At 65.3% G+C, this 14,380-nt stretch carries 13 protein-coding genes and 1 tRNA gene; 6 read left to right on the top strand and 8 right to left on the bottom strand.

Annotated features, from left to right (window positions below; genetic code table 11):
- Positions 1-105 precede the first annotated feature (105 nt).
- On the top strand, positions 106-1,824 hold the full coding sequence (locus IPK66_07700; GenBank protein MBK8175138.1) for a HAMP domain-containing protein: 1,719 nt from the start codon (positions 106-108) through the stop codon (positions 1,822-1,824).
- 60 nt (positions 1,825-1,884) lie between these two features.
- Here the strand turns inward: IPK66_07700 and IPK66_07695 are convergent.
- The 3 genes from IPK66_07695 to IPK66_07685 all read right to left on the bottom strand — a co-directional run bounded on the left by IPK66_07695 (position 1,885) and on the right by IPK66_07685 (position 4,609).
- Positions 1,885-1,959, bottom strand: a tRNA-Gln gene (locus tag IPK66_07695).
- A gap of 14 nt (positions 1,960-1,973) precedes the next feature.
- Positions 1,974-2,864: a 4-(cytidine 5'-diphospho)-2-C-methyl-D-erythritol kinase gene (locus IPK66_07690; GenBank protein MBK8175137.1), complete on the bottom strand. Its 891-nt coding sequence runs from the start codon at positions 2,862-2,864 to the stop codon at positions 1,974-1,976.
- A complete protein-coding gene (locus IPK66_07685) occupies positions 2,861-4,609 on the bottom strand; it encodes a tetratricopeptide repeat protein (GenBank protein ID MBK8175136.1) in 1,749 nt (582 codons plus the stop codon). Before IPK66_07685 ends, IPK66_07690 begins: the two co-directional genes overlap by 4 nt.
- 295 nt (positions 4,610-4,904) lie before the next feature.
- Between IPK66_07685 and IPK66_07680 the strand changes: the two genes are divergently transcribed.
- The 3 genes from IPK66_07680 (at position 4,905) to moaB (ending at position 7,837) form a co-directional block, all read left to right on the top strand.
- The gene (locus tag IPK66_07680; protein MBK8175135.1) at positions 4,905-5,810 is read left to right on the top strand and encodes a uracil-DNA glycosylase; all 906 of its coding nucleotides are present in this window, start codon (positions 4,905-4,907) and stop codon (positions 5,808-5,810) included.
- Positions 5,811-6,240: 430 nt separating this feature from the next.
- Positions 6,241-7,296 carry a lytic transglycosylase domain-containing protein gene (locus IPK66_07675; GenBank protein ID MBK8175134.1) on the top strand — a complete coding sequence of 352 codons (1,056 nt, stop codon included), beginning with the start codon at positions 6,241-6,243 and terminating at the stop codon, positions 7,294-7,296.
- Entirely contained in the window at positions 7,280-7,837 is a 558-nt protein-coding gene (gene moaB, locus IPK66_07670) for a molybdenum cofactor biosynthesis protein B (protein ID MBK8175133.1), read from the top strand. The genes IPK66_07675 and moaB overlap by 17 nt, the downstream gene beginning before the upstream one ends.
- Here moaB and IPK66_07665 read toward each other — a convergent pair.
- From IPK66_07665 to IPK66_07655, 3 genes are all read right to left on the bottom strand, one after another.
- The gene (locus IPK66_07665; GenBank protein MBK8175132.1) at positions 7,824-8,744 is read right to left on the bottom strand and encodes a 50S ribosomal protein L11 methyltransferase; all 921 of its coding nucleotides are present in this window, start codon (positions 8,742-8,744) and stop codon (positions 7,824-7,826) included. The genes moaB and IPK66_07665 overlap by 14 nt on opposite strands.
- 110 nt (positions 8,745-8,854) lie before the next feature.
- Positions 8,855-9,487 carry a transposase gene (locus IPK66_07660; GenBank protein MBK8175131.1) on the bottom strand — a complete coding sequence of 211 codons (633 nt, stop codon included), beginning with the start codon at positions 9,485-9,487 and terminating at the stop codon, positions 8,855-8,857.
- A 237-nt stretch (positions 9,488-9,724) separates the two neighbouring features.
- Positions 9,725-10,465, bottom strand: a complete 741-nt coding sequence (locus IPK66_07655) for a DUF4410 domain-containing protein (GenBank protein MBK8175130.1) — start codon at positions 10,463-10,465, stop codon at positions 9,725-9,727.
- Between the two features lie 3 nt (positions 10,466-10,468).
- Here IPK66_07655 and IPK66_07650 point away from each other — a divergent pair, with 3 nt between their 5' ends.
- Positions 10,469-10,681 (top strand): hypothetical protein, encoded by a 213-nt coding sequence (locus tag IPK66_07650; protein MBK8175129.1) that lies wholly within the window; start codon positions 10,469-10,471, stop codon positions 10,679-10,681.
- A 13-nt stretch (positions 10,682-10,694) separates the two neighbouring features.
- On the opposite strand, the gene IPK66_07645 is transcribed toward IPK66_07650, so the two are convergent.
- Positions 10,695-11,333, bottom strand: coding sequence for a hypothetical protein (locus IPK66_07645; GenBank protein MBK8175128.1), 639 nt, complete (start codon positions 11,331-11,333; stop codon positions 10,695-10,697).
- On the opposite strand from IPK66_07645, the gene IPK66_07640 reads away from it, so the two are divergent.
- On the top strand, positions 11,312-11,707 hold the full coding sequence (locus IPK66_07640; protein MBK8175127.1) for a hypothetical protein: 396 nt from the start codon (positions 11,312-11,314) through the stop codon (positions 11,705-11,707). The two genes, IPK66_07645 and IPK66_07640, sit on opposite strands and share 22 nt — an antisense overlap.
- Here the strand turns inward: IPK66_07640 and IPK66_07635 are convergent.
- Entirely contained in the window at positions 11,673-14,378 is a 2,706-nt protein-coding gene (locus tag IPK66_07635; protein ID MBK8175126.1) for a hypothetical protein, read from the bottom strand. The genes IPK66_07640 and IPK66_07635 overlap by 35 nt on opposite strands.
- Positions 14,379-14,380: the final 2 nt, after the last annotated feature.

Below are 14,380 nucleotides of genomic sequence, written 5' to 3'. Positions count from 1 at the left end.
GCACCGAGCACGGCGCCGCCTGTCTTTAAGCGAGTTTTAACGCCGTCATGCGAAGCTCCAAGCCCTACCCGGTTGCTTGGGATTTGCGGAGGCGGTGCGATCATCATGACGGATGGGCAGATACAAGTCGCGAAGCGGTTCGGCCGCACGTCGAGCATCGGTGTGCGTTTCGTTGCTATGGGCATCAGCGCGATTCTTGCGCTGGCGATCGTCGTCCTCATCGAGACCATCGGAGTGAATGTGATCCGGAACGCCGCCAGCGTCGCCGAAGAGCTGCGCGAGAAAACCGAATCCGTCGTCAACATGGAACGTCTGGCCCGCGAAATGACGCTGGCAGCGATGGATACGATCGTCGACCGCGCTGAAGGGCAATTGCATCCGGATCGAATTGCGATTGTCGCGGAAGCAGTGGAGGGACTGCGCGCTGGGGAAGAATCGCTGCGACGCATGGCCGACGTGACTGGAAAGCCGACCGACATGGTGGCGTACCGCGACAAGGTGGAGGTGTTCGCGCGCGCCGTACAAGTGGATTTGCCGGCCGCTGTCAAGACCGGTGCCGGCGACGATACCTTTGCCGTCCTTGACGATCAGATCGACGAGGCGGGCTCACAGGTCGTAAGCTTCCTTACCGACATGGTCGAAAAGGCTTCGGAGCGCCAGCGCGACGAACTCCGCAGCGTTCAAAGCGCGGCCGACCACTCACTCACCGGCGGGCTGATCACGTTTTGCGTTGCCGTACTCGGTCTCGTGCCGTTGCTCACCTTCATCGCCCGCGGCATCAACCGGCCGCTGTCCGCCCTTTCCCGCTGTATGCAACGGCTCGCGCATGGCGACGTTGCGGTCACGCTGCCGCAATCACAGGTCGGTGAAATCCAGGCGATGGTTGCCGCCGTTCATGTGTTTCGTGACAACATCCTGGAAAACCAACGCCTGGAAGCCGAGCAAGGCCAGATCCGGGTGCGCGCTGATGCTGAGCGGCGTCAGGCACTCGAAGCATTCGCCCAAAGCTTCGAGGCGGAAGTGAAGAGCATGGCCGAGGCGCTCACGACCTCGGCGCGCGAAATGCAAACGACGTCGCGATCGATGACGACGACGGCTAAAGTTGCCAGCCAGCGGGCAGCCGACGTCGCATCCGCTTCAGAGCAGGCGACGAGCAACGTTCAGACGGTCGCGAGCGCCGCCGAGCAGCTTGCCGGGTCCATACAGGAAATCGCCGGGCAGGTCGGTCGGTCGAACTCCATTGCCAGCCGTGCCGTCGATCAGGCGCAAGGGGCTGAAACGATCGTGCGCGAATTGGCTTGCGCGGCCGAAAAAATCGGCACTGTCGTTACCCTGATCGATACCATCGCCGCGCAGACCAATCTACTGGCGCTCAATGCGACGATCGAGGCGGCGCGGGCGGGTGAGGCCGGGCGTGGATTTGCGGTCGTCGCCGGTGAAGTGAAGGGGCTCGCCAACCAGACCTCCCAGGCGACGGGAGAGATCGCGTCCCACATCGAATACGCCCGCGCCCATATCGCCGACACCGTATCGGCGATCGAGCACATCGTCGGGACGATCGGTTCGCTGAATGAGATCGCGACCACCATCGCGGCCGCTGTCGAGCAGCAGCAAGTCGCGACCCAGAACATCGCCCGCAATGTCGACGAGGCGGCGCGACGGACCGGCGACGTTTCGGCCAATATCGCCAATGTGGAACAGGCGGCCGGCGAAACCGGCACCGCGGCGAACACGGTGCTGACGGCGACCGAACACCTGGCGGATCAAGCGACGGGCTTGCGCCAGTCCGTCGATAGCTTCATCGCCAAGCTCCGCGCCGCCTGATAGCCGCGCGTAGCGTCCCGCGTTTGGACGCCCTGTGAGCTTGGAAGCTCTGTGCGGTGGTGGCTGGGGCGGGAGGATTCGAACCTCCGAATGCCGGTACCAAAAACCGGTGCCTTACCGCTTGGCGACGCCCCACCAGAGGTCGGACCTTAGTCGTTCCGCGTTTCTATCGCAACAGACGCTGGCTCGATCCACCATTCCGGGTGGCGCCTCTTTAGATCACGCGATACGTCCGACGCGGTATCGGCGTCGGCGCACAGCCCGAAGCAGGTCGCGCCACTACCGCTCATACGGGCCAGAAGAACGCCCGGCATCGCCGACAGCCTCTCGATCACCGTAGCGATCGTCGGCACCAGCGTCGTTGCAGCCCGCGTCAGATCGTTGTGCCGCTCCGCGACCATCGACGCCAGCTCCGCAGCGTCCCGCGCTTGCACCACCAGGCGGGCCGGGGCGGAAAATGCCCCATGGCGGGCAGCAAAGACGCGCGGTGTCGGCAGCGCCTCGCGCGGGTTGACCAGCACAAGCCCACAGGCCGGGACGTGCGGTGCGGCCTCGATCACCTCGCCGACCCCGCCGACGAAGACCGGACGCCCCGCCAGGCACATCGGCACATCGGCGCCGAGCGAAAGCGCCAGACGATCGAGGTCCATTATCGCGGCATCAAGACGCCAAAGGCGCAACAGGGCCCGCAGCGTCGCCGCCGCGTCCGCCGATCCACCGCCGATTCCCGCCGCGACCGGAAGGCGCTTATCAAGTCGAATGGCCACCGCAGGCGCGATTCCCGCCGCTGCCGCCAGCATGCGCGCCGCCCGAACGACGAGATTGTCCTCGTCGGCAGGAATGTCTCGCGCGAACGGACCTTCGATGGACAAGCAGAGCCGGTCCGCCAGCCGCACCTCGATCCGGTCCCCGATCGAGGCAAAAACGACGAGGCTATCGAGCAGATGATAGCCGTCGGCACGACGACCGATGACGTGCAGGTAAAGGTTGACCTTCGCTGGCGCCAACTCGACGACGCGTTCGTTCGCGTTCTCGCTCATTGCACCCCAGCGTTTGCCTCGCGGAGCAGGCCTCGCTCGAGTTTCTTTTCAATCTCGGCCTTCAATTTCGCCTCGGGACCGCTCGCCAGCGCCGCCATCCACTGGTAACGCGCTTCCCGTTGACGTCCGACCGTCCAATAGGCATCGCCCAGATGGTCGTTGATCGCTGCGTCCTCCGGCCGGAGCTCGACCGCCTGCTCGAGTTCGATCACCGCCTCGTCGTAGCGCCCGAGGCGGAACAGGACCCAGCCAAGGCTGTCGACGATGTAGCCGTCGTTTGGCTGCAGCTCGACGGCCTTGCGGATCATCGCCTCCGCCTGGTCGAGGTTTCGCCCCTGCTCGACCCAAGAGTATCCAAGATAATTCAGCACAAAAGGTTGATCTGGCTCGAACTTCAGCGCCTGGACGAAGTCGGATTCGGCACGCGGCCACTGATTCGAGCGCTCGAGCGCGATACCGCGGGCGTACAGCAGTCGCCAGTGACGCGGCTGCAGCGTGCCGATGCGGGCGATCGCCTCGTCATAAACCTCGACCGCTTCGGCAAAGCGCTCCTTACGCCGCAAGATGTCCGCCAGTTCGGTCAGCGGGTCGGCGTCCGACGGCCGTTCCGCCGCGAGTTGGCGAAGCAGCCGCTGCGCCTCATCGAAGTGGCCGAGGCGATCGAGGTTACGGGCGATGCCGATTTGCGCGGTAACCGACAACGGTGAGTTCGGGTCGATCCCGGCGTAGACCTCGTTGGCGTCCGCCAGGCGCTGATCGCTCTCCAGCATGTCTCCGATGAGGATCTGCAACTCCGGGAAGTCCGGGCGGAGGTAAAGGCCCAAACGTCCGAACACGAGCGCCGTCTCCCGGCTGTTCTGCCGACCGGCGATACCAGCGGCGTCGAACAGCACTTCCGCCGCGCCGTCCTGAGCCGTGGCGATCTCGATTCCTGGACGCACGCCCTCATGCAGCCGCGTGAATCCCGGCTGCATGAGTTGCGAGTCCGGATGGCGGCTCAGATAGCGCTCGTAAACAGCCGCGGCCTCTGCCGGCTGGCCCGCCCGCTCAAAGATCTGGCCAGCCAAGTCTGCAAGTCGGAACCATGGCTCAGGCTGCGCGGCGACGGCATCACGGGCGTGCGCGAGGGCAGCCGCGGAATCACCGGCGGCATCGCTGAGCCAGGCGGCGTGCACGTCATAGAGAGTCGCGGTCGGCGGGTTGGCCTTCAGCGGCCCCAGATCGGCAGTAGCGGCGTCAATCCGCCCGGCGCCGAAATCCGCCCAAGCCTTGAGCACCGGCGTGAGGAACAGCGAGAGCGGGCCGTGCGGAATGTTATCCAGCGTGCGAACCGCATCGTCGAACCGGCCATCGTGAATATCGCCCGTGGCGACGACGACGTAGGGCAGAGCAACGTTTTGCTCGACGGCGATGAAGCGACGCGCGACTTCGACCGCTTCGGCGACCCGCCCGTCCATCGCCAGTGCCGAATAGGCGCGACCGAGCAGCACGGGATCATCCGGCGATTGCGCCAGTGCTGCCGTCAGAAAACTCGCGGCTTCCTGGTCGTCGCCGACAACGCCAGCGTGCCGCGCGGCCAGATAGTTTCCGGAAATGCTCGATCCCGGCTCGGCAGGACTGTCCTTCCCGGCGGCGCCCGTCGCACCCTCGTTCGCGGCACAGGCCATCAACAGCGAGGCCATCAACAGGCCGGCGGCAGCAGTCGCGCGTCGCCCCCTGCCTCCAGCATTTTGGATAACGGTCATTCGGCCTACGCTACATGTTCGCATCGTCGGGATCGGCGCAATTCGACCACGCCGCCCGGCGTACGCCGCTCTTGAGCCGCCGGAGGCCGTCCGCCTCACGGAGCAGGTGCCGACATTCCGATCGTCGTTATCGGCCGTGCGGTGTCGACCGGACCACGGCGCTCAACGGAACGGCCGAACCCGGCCCTAGCGCCGTTCGCCTTCACCCGATGCGAGTTATAGCATAAGGTGGTGCGTTGCAGCCGCAAAATCATCACCCTTGATCTCTCGCGGTCTCGACGAATAACCGGAGCGCATGCCGAGCAGTCCCATTTTATCACCCGCAGCCGTCTTACGCTGGTATCTCGACGCCGGCGTCGACGAGGCGGTTCGCGATTCGCCGCTGAACCGGTACGGCCTCGGCGACGCCGCTCCCGCTGAGCGTGAGTTCGCCGCTGAGCCGGGACGGGCACCATCCGGATTCGCGCCGGACGACGAGCCCGCAGCAGCACCCGCACAAGCGATCGCAACGCCGCGATCGCAAATCCCCACCGCCGGACGGCCCGACGCGGCTCGTTCGCCAAGCGGCACGGCATCGGCGAGACTCACTGCGGACCCGGTCGACGTCGGCGCGCGCGCGCTCGCCGAGCAGGCCGCATCACTTGCCGAGTTGCGTGCCGCACTCGAGCGATTCGACGGTTGCGCCCTCAGCAAGACGGCGACCAACCTCGTCTTCGGCGACGGATCCGCCTCGGCGCGAATCGTTTTCATCGGTGAGGCGCCCGGCGCTGAAGAGGATCGAAGGGGCCTGCCGTTTGTCGGCCCGAGCGGGCGTTTGCTTGACCGGATGCTCGCCTCGATCGGCCTCGATCGCGCTAACGTTTTCATTTCAAATACGATTTTCTGGCGCCCTCCCGGCAACCGCAGCCCGACCTTGAGCGAAATCGCCGCGTGCACCCCATTCGTTGAGCGACTGATCGAGCTGATCGCCCCCGAGGTCGTCGTCGCGCTCGGCGGTCCCGCGGCGACGGCGCTGCTCAGACGCGAGGAGAGCGTCGGGCGATTGCGTGGGCGTTGGCTGACGTTTCAGACGGCGCGGATGGCGCAGTCCATTCCGGCCATGGCGTTGTTTCATCCCGCCTATCTGCTCCGTTCGCCTGGGCAAAAGCGATTGGCCTGGCGCGATCTTTTGGCAATCAAAGCGAGAATAACCGCGATTTGAGCGGCTCCCTATCGCCCCCAGAAAGGGACGCCGCTGAACCAAGCGAGCTACAACGCTGGTGTTTTCTCTTGCGCCCGCGCAGCAGCGATTGTTAGAAGGACAAACACGTCACTTTTAGGACAGAGTGTTGCGATCCAAGTCGGCTTGTGCCCCATTCTTTTTGAGTATCTTTGCGTTTGCCTCGGTACCCGCGTGGGCCGGCGAAGCGCCTCCAAATTATTCCCAGGCCGCATCGCCCACAGTCGAAATTGCCACACCGCTCGTCGGCACCTCCGCTTTCTCCACTCCTGTGCAACCCTCCCCCATCGCGATCGAAATCGGGCCTGACGACAGCGACGATTCCGGCGCCGCCGTTGAGGGCGTTGGTTGGACGGGTGAGCCAATCCGCCAGATCCCCCGGCTCTCCGTCGATGCAGCATGGGACGCAGGCTTGGCCGCGTGGCGGAGCGAGAACTACGACGAAGCCTCGCTTTACTTTGAGAGTGTCGCGCGGAGCGATCGCGCCAACCCCTGGCTTGTCGCCGGCGGCGCGTTCTGGGCGGCACGGGCAAACCTGTTCGCTCAGCGGCCATCCGAAGTATCGGCATGGCTGGCGGTCGCCGCCGACTGCACCGAGACGTTCTACGGGCTTCTCGCCCGGCGCATCCTCGGGCTGCCCATGCCGTTCCAGTGGGACCTGACGGAAGAGGACGAGGCGGCACTGGCCGCGTTCAACCAGTCGGAGGACGGGCAACGCGCGCTTGCGCTTATGCAACAAAGCCGTCAGGCGCAGGCCGAGCAGCTCCTCATGGGGATCGCGGCGCGCGGCCGGCCGGATGTGGCCCACGGCGCGATGATCGTCGCCGAAAACTCCGGCATGGCCGATCTGGCGTTCCGGCTACAGCGGCGCCTCAAAGCCTACGGCGTCCAGTATGCGGGTGCGCAGTATCCCATTCCGAGCTGGGTGCCGGACGGCGGATTCAGCACCGACCGGGCACTGATCTACGCGTTGATGCGGCAGGAATCGAGCTTTAATCCGCGCGCCGTCAGCCGCGCCGGTGCCCGGGGACTGATGCAGCTCATGCCAGCGACAGCACGTTTCGTCGCCCGCTCGACCGGGCTCTCGGCAACGAAACCGCGTGAGCTGTCCAGCCCCGAAGTCAATCTCATGCTCGGCCAGCGCTATCTCGAGCTTCTGCTCGCTGACGAGAACGTCGGCAACGATCTGTTCCGGCTCGCGGCGGCTTGGAACGGCGGCCCGGGCAATCTTGAACGCTGGCAGCGCGAGCCTCAGGCGTTCAGCGATCCGCTGTTGTTCATCGAGAGCATCCCTTACGCCGAGACCCGCGGATTCATCGAGCACGTCCTCGCCAACTTGTGGATTTACCGGCACCGCCTCCACCAGTCGTCCCCGTCTCTTGATTCATTGGCCGCCGGTCGCTGGCCGAGCTACGACGGCATCGATACCACGCCGGTCGAAATCGCCGAACATGCCGCCGGCGAGTAAGGCGAACCGCGCGTCTGACCGCCCGTTCGTTCCGGTCAACATCGCCGTTCTTACCGTATCCGACAGCCGCACGATCGCGAACGATACCTCGGGTGATGTGCTTGTCCAGCGCATCACCGCCGCCGGCCACGTGGTTTCAGCACGCTCGATCGTCCGCGATGACACCGCCGTTATCGTCCAAGTGTTCCGCGCGTGGATCGCCGATCCCGGCATTGACGCGATCATCACCACCGGGGGAACCGGCGTGACCGGCCGCGACGTCACCCCGGAAGCGGTGTACGTAGTGATGGACAAGGAGATTCCCGGATTCGGCGAGTTGTTCCGCTGGCTGAGTTTCGCCAAGATCGGCACGTCGACCATCCAGAGTCGCGCGATGGGCGCCGTTGCCGGCGGGACCTATATCTTTGCTCTTCCCGGTTCGACCGGTGCCTGCAAGGATGCCTGGGACGATATTCTCGTCTTTCAACTCGACGCGCGGCATCGGCCGTGCAACTTCGTCGAGCTGATGCCACGCCTGCGCGAGCACCTCACCGGCGCTTGAGAGATCCCCGGCGCAGCACCAGCGTTCGCCAGCCTCCCATGTCGATCACCCGGACGAGCCGCAGCCCCGCCGCCCGGTGCGCCGCCAGAACGTCGTTTCCATCCGCGACCAGCAATCCGGCGACAACGGCGATTCCGCCGGGCGAAAGATGCCGCGTCAAGGTTGCAGCCATGCGCTTGAGTGGCCGGGCGAGGATATTGCACGAAATAAGATCGAACGACGGCGCGGCACTGATGGCCGGTGAGCGGTAGCCGCTCGCGACGACGGTGCGGACGAGATGCGCGACACCGTTAAGCCGGGCGTTGGCGCGGCACACGCCGACGGCCTCTGCGTCAATATCGCTCGCCAGGACCGGCACCCGCCACAGCCGGGCTGCGGCGATCGCAAGAATTCCCGAGCCGCAGCCGATGTCCAGCGGCCGGCGGAACGGACGAGGCGCCAAGTGGTCAAGCGCGCGCAGGCAACCCTCCGTCGAGCCATGCCGTCCGGAGCCGAAGGCGCCCGCCGCCTCGATGCGCAGGACGATCCGCCCGCCAAGCGGTACCGGTGTTTCGTCGTCCGGCTCTTGGATGTGAAAGCGGCCGATGCGAAACGCCGCAAACCGCTCGCGGTTTTCCGCCAGCCATGGCCGCTCCGCCAGGGGCTCGACGACAGCTTCCGGTATCGACGTGCCGGAAGCCGCGGCAGCCAGCGTCAGCGACAGAGCGAGCGCCGAACGGTCGGGCTCTTCGGCGCAGAGCGCCTCGATCCGCCACTCCCCTGCCCCAGCGTCGAAGCGAGAGACGCTCAGGGATTGCGGCTCTAAAGCCGCCTCGAGGGCTATGGCGGCGGCGGCATTGTCCGCCCGAACGACGATCGTCCACAATGACGCCGTGGCCATCGTCGTGCTGGCGATCTCAGTGTTCATGCGAATGCTCATTATCAGGCAGACAAGTCAAATACGCTACCGCAACGGTGCTGTCTGGAATGTGGTTGAAATCGCCGTGATGGTGTCTCCGGCAGCTTGAGGGTAACGGCTCAAGCGGCGAGGTCAATCACCGCGTCGGTTGGTTTGGTGGCCAGTGTCTGCCAGCCGTCGACCTTTCGCATGGCGATCTGACCGAAGGCGAGCACAGTCCAGAACAACATCGCGGCGGTCTCCGGCGACGGCGGGACAGTCTGGGTCTTGATGCGGCGCTTGAACTCCTCGTGCGGCCATTCGACGGCATTGCTGGTGCGCGCCGATCGCCACTGGCCGGTTGGCAAGCGGGTGAAGGTGAACAACCGGTCACCGGCTAACTTGACGCTATCGGCGGCGCCCGCCACTTCATCCACCACTAGCGCAGAAAGGCCTTGCGCCGGTCCTCGATCTCTTTCGCGGTTTCGGCGTAGATCTTGGTGTAATCGGCGAAAGCCTCCTCGTGCAGCTGCCCCGGCGCTTGGGCAAACTGGTTGTGGCGCTTGTGGACGGTGCAGCTCTGGGTCGGCACCTCCAGCCAGCGCCGGCAGCACCGTCTCGAGGCCGGCGGTGCCGTCGGTGATCAGGATTTCGGGAGTCTGCAGGCCGCGCGCGAGGAGGTCGCCGAGCAGCGTCCGGTGCACGCGACAGATATTGGTGCCGGCGATCAGCACCTCCACCTGCTTCGTCATCCGGCCATAGCGCGGCAGCACCCGGCTCTTCCACTCGGCGGTCCCGCCGCCGGCGGTGCGAAGGCGTGCCCGCGGCACGGCGATCTCCACCGTGGTGCGACAGCCAGTCTCCGTCCGAGACAACACCTCGAGCCAAAAAGCCCCACCAGGCGATGACGTCGGACGTAACAGCGGCCAAGCTTGGCCGTATCATCACCCATCGCCCAATCCGTCGAGCGCCATTTCAGCGACCTGATAATGGACGCATTTTCACGCCGCTCAACTTCCGGCGATCCAACCCTGTTCGAGGAACAGCGATTTCAGCTGGTCCGCGACCTTGTCGCCGAGCCGGCCGGCCTCCGAATCGACGTTGGCGCTTAGCGTCTGGTTGGCAACCTGCGAGCCGGCGGTAATCGCCGCCGAGACCAGCAGATGGCCGGTCAGCGCCCCCACCCCCATCGTTTCTGCCGCACCCGGCATCAAGGTGCTCTTGGCACTGCCGACCATGCTCTCGATCGGGATGCTGCGATCGTTGACGCTCTCGTAGACCTGGACGTGCGCCTCGACCTGGCTGCGGCCGGCGCCTAGACCGATGATCATCCGCTCGGTGGCGCTGCCTTCGTCGATCGATACCAGTTGGCCTACGATCAGCACATCATAGCCGGCGGATGGCACCGGGCCGGACGCGCGCTCGGCATAGAGCCCCATGCCGTTGACGCTGGACGTCAGGTGCTTGGCGAGCGCGGCGGCAACGGCATGTCCGACCTGCTGCTCCTGCGCGCTCGAAGCGGTGCCGTCCAGTGCCTGGGTGATCGCCGAGCCGACCGCGTCAAGCTGGATTTCCTGGGGCGTGATCGCGAAGTTGTAGACCAGTACGCGGCTCGGTTTGGGAAGCTGCTCGCTGGCACCCACCTCCGGGTCGACCGCGACGCTGGTGCACGCGCTCAGCAGCGCTGCGGTGAGCGCGAACGCGCCGATGGGGCCGGATCGGCGAGGTGCCACAGTGGCATGCGAGGTCATGGCGTGCTCTTTCACCTGCGTGTGGTGCCGGAAGGCGTGCCGAGAGGGCTGTCACTGTCACGACTGCTCCGTCTGGAGAAGCCGGGCAGCCACGCGCTGGGATTAGCGATGGAGAACGCACCGGCGAGCGGTCTTGGGATCGCCACCGTCTACGCGCCGGGGGCGATCCTGCAACTCAACGGGTCGGTGTCGAAGACCGTGCGGCCCCACCGGTGACCATCGTCTCGAACTACGCCGCTGGCTCGACAACGGCGGCAATGGCCTCGGAGATTACGGCCGTGATCGTGTCACCCACCTTGACTGACGACAGCATCCGCAGGTTGTCGGGATCCTTCACGACGATCGTGCGCACCTCGCCGCCATCCGGATCGACGAGCGAAATCGTATGCGCACCCAGGTTAATTCCGACAACCAAGCCGGTAACGACGACTTTGCTGACAACGCCGCCCGCCGGCATCTCGCCCGGTGCCGCGCGCACGGCGGCGACTCCCAGCGCGTCTGCCGGTACCTTCGTGCCCGGAGGCGCGATCAGGTAGGCGACGGACTGCGTATACTCGGCGACGACGACATCGCCGGGTTGGACCTGCTGCAGATTCTGCACGTCCTTGCCGACCTTCAGCGTCGTCGTTCCACCTTCCGGTCCGACCAGGGTAACGGTGCGCGCCTTCAGGTCGATCGCCTTGACGGTCGCGCGCACGGTGATCATCTCCGACTGGCCAACATCGGAAACACCGGTCGTCTGGGCAGAGGCGGGCGAAGCAAGCTGCATGAGCAGCACAGGCGCGGCAATGATTGGCAGGGATGCCGCCGCACCGATGCACCAGCCTGCCAAGACCGCGCGACCACGTGAGAAAGAAAAATTCTGCATTTTATGCTCCTGTAATGGCTGAAAGTGTGCGCTTGGCGCAATTCCGTGAAGATGTCGGCGCTGTTTGTACGATGATCTCGGCATGCCATCGAGCTGAGGAGATCAAATGGCAAACCTCGCTTCTGCGTCCGCTGCAATATCGTGATGCCGGTGGAGACAGTTACTTGAATATGTTAACGGATCATTCCCTGTTATTTTGCGTCTGTTCCGCTTTTCTCCTGCACTTCAATCACCTGCTGCTGAAGCTGTGTCACTTGGTTCTGACTGCTGCGCTGCACGCGGCAACTTTGTCCGAAAATCGCGAAAGCCGGCCGTTTGGAGCCTCGCTCGATTGGCTGACTAGCGGCGCCCTCCCCCCGACCGGCCGCCGCTGAACCCTCCGCCTTCTCCGAAGCGATCTCCAAACCCGCCCCCGCTGAACCGGCTGGCGAAACCGCCCCCACCGCCCGAGCCGCCACCAAAGCCGCCGAATCCGCCCGCCGAGCCGCCGCCCCAACCACCGCCCGAGAAGTTGCCGAAGCGCGAGGCACCTTGGCTCTGAGCCTGCTGCGCGCGATCGGCCCACGACGTATCGCCGGAAGCGTTCTGCCAGCCGCCGCCCGAAGTCTGCTGCTGCCAGCCGCTGCCGGAATTGCGATAGACCTGCCCGTCGGCGCTGGCGTAGTGCGTTCCGTCCGAGTAGCCCTGCCCGTAGGTCTTCGTCTGCCCGGTCTGGGCGTTGGTAACGGTGGTCTCGCGGCCAACCCCCGAGCCGCCGGCGCCGGTCTCGACGCCAGCCTGCGAGGTCACCGAACTTCCGCCGGCGGTAGTCGCGGTCCGGCTTGTGCTGTAGGTGCTAGAGCCGGTCGCCGGATCGTAGCTGCTGCTGGCCGAAGCACTGCGCGACGCGCCAGCGGCTCCGGTAACCGATCCGCTGTAGCTGCTGCTGTAGGTGCCGGTCGTGGGATCGTATTCCGAGGTCCGCTGTGCCTGACTGGTCGCGCCGGACGCGCCCGTCTCCGACCGCGTCATCGTTGCGTAGGACCCGGCCGCCGGATCGCCCGGGGTATAGTTGCCGTAGCGTTGTACGCTGCCACTGGCCCCAGCCGGAGTATTCATGGTCCGGTCGGTATTGTACTTTTCCGTTCCGGTTTTCTCGTCATAGTTTTGCTGGGCATAGACGGTGCCGCTGGTTCCGGTCCGGTAGTCATTGTAGCTGCCGGAGTAGTCCCGGCCGACATTGCTGTTATTCGAGTACCAGGACTCCGTACCCGAGGTAGCGGTATCGCGATACTGGCCGTAAACGTCGGCGCTGGACGAGCCGCAACAGGGATATCCAGTGTAGGTCGTCGAGTAGTAGGTCGGCGAGCCCCAGGAGTCGGCAACAGCCGCCGTCGTCAGGCCCATCGCGAAGCCGTAGGTCCAGCCGGTCGCGGGATTGTAGGTCGGGTTCGCCTCCACCCCGTAGGTGGGCGGTGGCGCGTAATAGGTCGTGCCCACCCACGGCTGGTAGTCGTAACCCGTGCCGTAAACGACGACACCGTCCGGTGCCACGACAGTGCCCATGTAACCGGGCGTGTAACCTTCGTAGACCGCCTCCGTCGTCACGCCGTAAACGCGGACATAGGTGACGTAGTAGACCGGCGAGGATGGCGGAATGTCATAAATCGACGCCGGGACTGCTGTGGCGACGTTCCACGGACCATAGAGCGACGGCGAGGTAAACCAGATTCCCTTGCTGAGGGCGTAGAAGCTGGAGGGGTTCACCTCAATGATCGGTGTCGGAGAATTGGCGACATATTGCAGGGCGGTGCCCTCGATCGGTCGCAACTGCGGATCACCATCGAAGACGGCGGTAAATGCCGGTCCACCGGACAGCGGAATGGTCGCCGTCCGCGGAACACTGTTCTCGATCACCGCCTCCCGCGCTTGCGGCGTGCCCGCCACCGACGCCAGCACCACGCCGGCCGGGCTGGCGGGCGGGATCGCGGCGAAACGCGCCGGCAGCGCCGTGCTCGGCACGAACGTCCACGGCCCCTGCAGCGAGAAAGCACTGTACCAGCGCCCGGAAATCAGCACGTAATCCGATCCGTCCGCTGTGTCGCGAATAACGTACGAGGTGGTGTTAGTCGCCCAGAGCAGACCGCTGCCGGCGATCGGTGCGAAGGCAGGCGCCCCCTTGAATACAATCAGTTCGGCCGGCGCGTGGCGGACATAGATGGTTGGCGTTCCGTTGCTGAGTGACGGTGGCGGCGTCGCACCGGCGCCGTCGAGGGGATCGCCCTGTTTCGCGGTGGTCAGCTGATCGGCCACCGCATCGATGCCGGCGGGCATGCTGCTCGCCTGTTGCCACGGGCCTTCGAGCGAGGATGCCGTCAACCACCCGTCATAGACATGCAGATAGAACGCCGCCGTACCCGGCTGCCGGAGGATGATGGCGCGGGTATTGATCACCCGTTCAAAGCCAGTGCCGGGAACGGCGCGGGTCACCGTCGCACCGTCGATTGGAATCAGGATGGCAGGGGTCGTGCTGACGATGATCGAAGGCGGCGTGTTACTGACCGCCACCGTCGGCACCCTCGCAGCACCCGAGGCGGCGAGAGACGCTTCCAGCCGGTCGAGCGAGACCGTCTGCGGCGCGCTCGACAGATCCTGCTGCAATTCACTCAGGTAGCCCGCGCCGTTGTCGGGCAGCGTCGGGAAATTGCTGCGGGTGAGCGTTACGGTCTGCAGCATCACCAGCCGCGACACCGGGTCGACCGAGGTTCGCGCCGCGCCCCAGATCACGCCGAACGCGGCTGCATTACCGCCGCTCGGGGTCGCCGCGACGACGCCGCGGAAGGTGAGCTGATTGCCTTGCCAGCTCTCCACCTGCGGCTGGTAGACGGCAACGCTGGCGTCGGCCAGTTGATAGGTCCGCGGCCATTCGTCCGCGCTTTTGAAAGCCGGTGAGACCGGTGCCGGTGCAGCCGCGCCGTCACTTCCCGGATGACAGCCCGCGACCAGCGCGGCAATGCTGCACGCGGCCAGACGTGCCGCCGCGCTCCGCCTGTGCAATTCAATCATCG

This window comes from Rhodospirillales bacterium (assembly GCA_016712595.1).
GTDB lineage: Bacteria > Pseudomonadota > Alphaproteobacteria > Rhodospirillales > Defluviicoccaceae > Defluviicoccus.
Note: the sequence above shows the minus strand (reverse complement) of the source record. Positions and strands in the feature narration are given on the sequence as shown.

Bases quoted from the DNA above. Each gene is read 5' to 3' on its own strand.
- IPK66_07700 (MBK8175138.1), top strand. From the start codon at position 106: ATGACGGATGGGCAGATACAAGTCGCGAAGCGGTTCGGCCGCACGTCG.
- IPK66_07690 (MBK8175137.1), bottom strand. From the start codon at position 2,864: ATGAGCGAGAACGCGAACGAACGCGTCGTCGAGTTGGCGCCAGCGAAG.
- IPK66_07685 (MBK8175136.1), bottom strand. From the start codon at position 4,609: ATGACCGTTATCCAAAATGCTGGAGGCAGGGGGCGACGCGCGACTGCT.
- IPK66_07680 (MBK8175135.1), top strand. From the start codon at position 4,905: ATGCCGAGCAGTCCCATTTTATCACCCGCAGCCGTCTTACGCTGGTAT.
- moaB (MBK8175133.1), top strand. From the start codon at position 7,280: ATGCCGCCGGCGAGTAAGGCGAACCGCGCGTCTGACCGCCCGTTCGTT.
- IPK66_07665 (MBK8175132.1), bottom strand. From the start codon at position 8,744: ATGAACACTGAGATCGCCAGCACGACGATGGCCACGGCGTCATTGTGG.
- IPK66_07655 (MBK8175130.1), bottom strand. From the start codon at position 10,465: ATGACCTCGCATGCCACTGTGGCACCTCGCCGATCCGGCCCCATCGGC.
- IPK66_07645 (MBK8175128.1), bottom strand. From the start codon at position 11,333: ATGCAGAATTTTTCTTTCTCACGTGGTCGCGCGGTCTTGGCAGGCTGG.
- IPK66_07635 (MBK8175126.1), bottom strand. From the start codon at position 14,378: ATGATTGAATTGCACAGGCGGAGCGCGGCGGCACGTCTGGCCGCGTGC.